The sequence below is a fragment of the uncultured Oscillibacter sp. genome, from assembly GCF_947654275.1.
Lineage (GTDB): Bacteria > Bacillota > Clostridia > Oscillospirales > Oscillospiraceae > Oscillibacter.
The window spans coordinates 1-4,045 of sequence record NZ_CANTJS010000100.1; the positions used below are offsets into that span (position 1 = coordinate 1).

The 4,045-nt window shown below is 57.4% G+C and carries 4 protein-coding genes and 5 tRNA genes; 8 read left to right on the forward strand and 1 reads right to left on the reverse strand.

Features of this window, described 5'->3' with window-relative positions; genetic code table 11:
* Positions 1-344: 344 nt before the first annotated feature.
* Positions 345-818 (forward strand): helix-turn-helix domain-containing protein, encoded by a 474-nt coding sequence (locus Q0063_RS14395; RefSeq protein WP_297872650.1) that lies wholly within the window; start codon positions 345-347, stop codon positions 816-818.
* Between the two features lie 281 nt (positions 819-1,099).
* On the forward strand, positions 1,100-1,840 hold the full coding sequence (locus Q0063_RS14400) for a TraX family protein (protein ID WP_297872651.1): 741 nt from the start codon (positions 1,100-1,102) through the stop codon (positions 1,838-1,840).
* A 77-nt stretch (positions 1,841-1,917) separates the two neighbouring features.
* On the opposite strand, the gene Q0063_RS14405 is transcribed toward Q0063_RS14400, so the two are convergent.
* Positions 1,918-2,481, reverse strand: coding sequence for a DUF4352 domain-containing protein (locus Q0063_RS14405; RefSeq protein ID WP_297872652.1), 564 nt, complete (start codon positions 2,479-2,481; stop codon positions 1,918-1,920).
* A gap of 188 nt (positions 2,482-2,669) precedes the next feature.
* Here Q0063_RS14405 and Q0063_RS14410 point away from each other — a divergent pair, with 188 nt between their 5' ends.
* The 6 genes from Q0063_RS14410 to Q0063_RS14435 all read left to right on the forward strand — a co-directional run bounded on the left by Q0063_RS14410 (position 2,670) and on the right by Q0063_RS14435 (position 3,995).
* The gene (locus Q0063_RS14410) at positions 2,670-3,284 is read left to right on the forward strand and encodes a gamma-glutamyl-gamma-aminobutyrate hydrolase family protein (RefSeq protein WP_297872653.1); all 615 of its coding nucleotides are present in this window, start codon (positions 2,670-2,672) and stop codon (positions 3,282-3,284) included.
* Between the two features lie 112 nt (positions 3,285-3,396).
* Positions 3,397-3,471 (forward strand) — tRNA-Gly (locus Q0063_RS14415).
* Positions 3,472-3,480: 9 nt separating this feature from the next.
* Positions 3,481-3,557: transfer RNA gene (locus Q0063_RS14420), tRNA-Arg, on the forward strand.
* 52 nt (positions 3,558-3,609) lie between these two features.
* Positions 3,610-3,686: transfer RNA gene (locus tag Q0063_RS14425), tRNA-His, on the forward strand.
* A gap of 45 nt (positions 3,687-3,731) precedes the next feature.
* Positions 3,732-3,806: transfer RNA gene (locus Q0063_RS14430), tRNA-Gln, on the forward strand.
* Positions 3,807-3,919: 113 nt separating this feature from the next.
* Positions 3,920-3,995: transfer RNA gene (locus Q0063_RS14435), tRNA-Lys, on the forward strand.
* Positions 3,996-4,045 lie beyond the last annotated feature (50 nt).

A 4,045-nucleotide genomic window follows, 5' to 3' on the forward strand; every position in this document is an offset into this window, starting at 1 on the left:
CTGTCTCCTGAATCCCTCGGATATTTGTACTATTCTTGAAAATTGATTTCCCTGGGGAAAGTCTCTTTTAAGGAAAGTGTTGCTGGGTATAAACTCCGGCAATTTCACAAAAGTCCCCAGCAACTATAACAATCATCGTAAAATGGGGTGGAATCAATTCTGGCTCAATTCTTATCCTTGCAATAGACAAGAAAATATTATATTGTTATAGTAAAAAATGCAGATGTTTCAAAATTGCTCTAGTATTGCTACCGTTAGTTGCGCAAATGTTCAGTGGACTATATAGAGGTCAATCGAGGATCCTGGTATTATTTTAGTATCATAACAAGGAGGGTACAAGACCTATGAATTTTCCAGAAAAGCTTTTGACCTTGCGGAAGGCTAAAGGCATGACGCAGGAGCAGTTAGCCGAGAAACTTGACGTTACAAGACAATCTATTTCCAAATGGGAAAGTGGCCAGGCCGTTCCTGAATTGGAAAAGATTGCAGCATTGAGTACAATTTTTGATGTTACAACTGATTATCTGCTGAAATCATCTGAGATTGATGATTTATCCGTGAAAACAGAAATGCTGGAAAAGCAGCAACAGCAGATGCTTGTCCGTGAACAACGGCAACACCAGATTGGGGCTTGTACTCTATACTCGATCGCTGTGTACCTTGTATTCTTTGCAGTATGCTTTGTTGAGCATGATTTCTTCCTTTTTCACGAAACGGGCATAATGGGGAAACCAATTATATTCGCAGAATTTCTCATTTCAACTGCCGCTGTTATCGTTATTTGGGTTCGGAAACTTGGGAAAAGGACAACAGCTTAAAGGGGAAAATATAGTGGCCTTCGGTTTGAGGTCCACTATATTTATGCATAGGGACTCATTACTTTGACGCAGGATTTAGAAAATAGAGCATTAGCAACACTAATCTGAAAAGGGAGAAGGGAAAAGGGACGCATGGCCTGTTCGGAAAACGCCGGTCCGCAGCCTGTTCCGGGAGATCTTGAAGAATTCCGGCGGCCTGTCCCGTATTTGTTTGGTGAGCGCCCCGGGAGAGGAGAACGGCACGAAGCAGCCAAAAGCCGGGGCAGACAGGAGGCAGACATATGAATCTCTTCACGCTGAAAATGACCGCCCTGCTCCTGATGGTGCTGGACCACATCGGCTTCTATTTCCCGGCGGCCCCGGTGTGGCTCCGCTGGCTGGGCCGGGGGGCCTATCCCCTCTTTCTGTTCTGCATGGCCCAGGGCTGCGCCCACACCCGGAGCCGGAAGCGCTATCTGCTGCGGCTCTATGCCATGAGCCTGTTCATGACGGCCTGGGGCCTGCTCCTGGATGCCCGTTTTCCAACAGAACGGGGCTATGGGAACCACAATATTTTCGTGCCTCTGCTGCTGGCGGGGTACTGCGTCAGCGCCGTGGAGGCCTTTCAGCGGGACCCCCGGCGGGGCGGGAGGCTGCTGGGTCTGCTGGCCCTGAGTCAGCTGGCATATCTGATGCTGCCGGCCCTGCTGCCGTTCACCCGGGGGCTCAGCGGGGACGTGCTCACAGGGGTGGTTCCAAGCCTGGAGGTCAACGAATATGGCTTCGCCTTCATTGCTCTGGGGGCGGCGATGTACTTCCTCCGGGACCGGCGGGAGGCGCTGGCCGCCGTGTATCTGCTGTTCTGCCTCTGGCAGTTCAGCGCCGGGGCGGCGGAGGGGGACCCTCAGTGGATGATGGTCTTTGTCCTGCCGCTGATGCTGCGGTACAACGGGGAGCGGGGGCCGGGACTGAAGTGGTTCTTCTACTGCTTCTATCCCGCCCACACGGCGGCGCTGTTCCTTCTGGCCCGGGCGCTTTTGTGAAACCGGCGAAAGGGGGCAGGCAAAAACCCGGGGCGGACAGGCCGCTCCGGGTTTCGTCTTAACAATACGAAATACTCTTATTTCGCCTCGGCGGAGAAGAACACGAAGAAGGTGTCGCCCTCCTGGCCCTCCAGGCTGCCGTCGTCGAAGAGCTCCATGGTGGAGACAGAGAAGTCCTTTTCTCCCTCGGGAACCTCAAAGACCAGCTCGCCGGTGCGCTCCTCGTCCACCGCCAGATCATAGACGGCGGGGAGCTGGGCGTCGGAGACGGTGGGCAACTCGCCGCCCTCGCCGTCCTCGGTGATGGGATAGGCGAATTCCTCGGTCTCCTGGCTGCTGCTCCACTGGCCCTGGAAATCGTCGTCCCACATGGGCAGAGTGGAGGAATCGGTGTTCTTGATGGTCATGTTCACAACCAGGAGCTGATTGCCCGCGGCAGGGGTGTAGCCGTTGTAGTCGGAAGTCAGATAGGCGCTGTTAACGGTGAAGTCCATAAAATATGTATGCATCACATCGCCCAGGCGGCCCTCAGCATAGCCGTCCTCAGCGTAAACGCCCTTGTCTTTTCCGCCGCCGCAGGCGGTCAGTGCCAGCACCAGCACGGCGGCCAGCAGCAGAGATGCCCACTTTTTCATGTTCATGACTTGATTTCCTCCGTTTTCAATTCTGAAATGCGCCGGGCGCCGCAGGTCTTCCGGCGTGCGGAGTTCCCACTGGCGGAGCGGCATCATAAACTATACTACGAAGATACTGGAAAGTCAATACATACCTGACTTAAAACAGTCTGAAAATGGGGCTGAAATCTGCGGGAAGAGGGGAATGAAGCTGTATGGGGAAAACCGTGTATATCTGGGGCGAGGAGGCCCGGTATGAGAATTACCGCCGGGCTGTGGAGGCCGCCGGAGGGCAGGCGCTGTTCGGGCTGGAGACGGAACCGGCGGCGGACGCGCTGCTGCTCCCTGGCGGGGGGGACCTGGAGCCCTGGCGCTACGGAGAGGAGAATACCGCCTCCCGGGGTCTGGAGCCGGAGCGGGACGCGGCGGAGCTGGTCCTGCTGGACCGGTTCACCGCCGCCGGGAAGCCGGTGCTGGGCATCTGCCGGGGGCTTCAGACCATCAATGTGTTCTTCGGCGGGACGCTGCTTCAGGATATCCCGGGCCACAGCGCGGAGGGCGGAAGGGACCGGATGCACCCCGTCCGGTCCGCCGGGCTCTTCGCCCGGCTCCTCGGGGAGGAGGGGAGCGTCAACAGCGCCCACCACCAGGCAGCCGGGCGGCTGGGGTCCGGGCTGGAGGCGGTCCAGTGGAGTCCGGAGGGGGTGACGGAGGCCCTGGTTCACCTGCGGCTTCCCGTCTGGGCGGTGCAGTGGCATCCGGAGCGGCTGGACCGCCGGAGGGGCCTGGGACTGTTCCGGGCTTTTCTGGAGCTGGAGGCCCTGGGGTAGGACTGCTGCCGGGCAGTCTGGAAAAAATTTTAGGAAAAAAACAAGAAGCAGTTGACAGATGGGGGAATTCATGCTATTATAGCCTAGCTGACGGCTTCCAGGGAGGGCACATGCAGGTGTAGCACAATGGTCAGGGCACCAGCCTTCCAAGCTGGGGATGCGAGTTCGATTCTCGTCACCTGCTCCATCCAGATCAGCGCCAGTAGCTCAGCCGGATAGAGCAACTGCCTTCTAAGCAGTAGGCCAGGGGTTCGAGTCCCTTCTGGCGTGCCAGGCTCTCCAGGGTTTTCGTCAGCCGTCGGGTTTTCCAGACCAGTGATATGTGGTGGGTGTAGCTCAGTTGGTTAGAGCACCGGATTGTGGTTCCGGGTGTCGTGGGTTCGAGTCCCATCTCCCACCCCAACATGCAGGGGATCGGGCCTGGCCCCGGTCCCCGCTTTTTTCCATGGGGACGTAGCCAAGCGGTAAGGCAAGGGACTTTGACTCCCTCACGCGCTGGTTCGAGTCCAGCCGTCCCTGCCAGATCCCCGGAAGAGGGGAAAGGTCCCCCTGACGGGGAACCCTCTCTTTCTCCGCCGGTTCGCCGGGGGGCGGCGGCCCGCCGGAGGGCGGGGCGTACAAGTCCATATGGATGTGATCCGGTAGCTCAGCCGGCAGAGCAACTGCCTTTTAAGCAGTGGGTCCGGGGTTCGAATCCCCGCCGGGTCACCATGATAAGTTGACAGGCTACACCAAGGGGGTAGTCTGTCAACTTTTATATC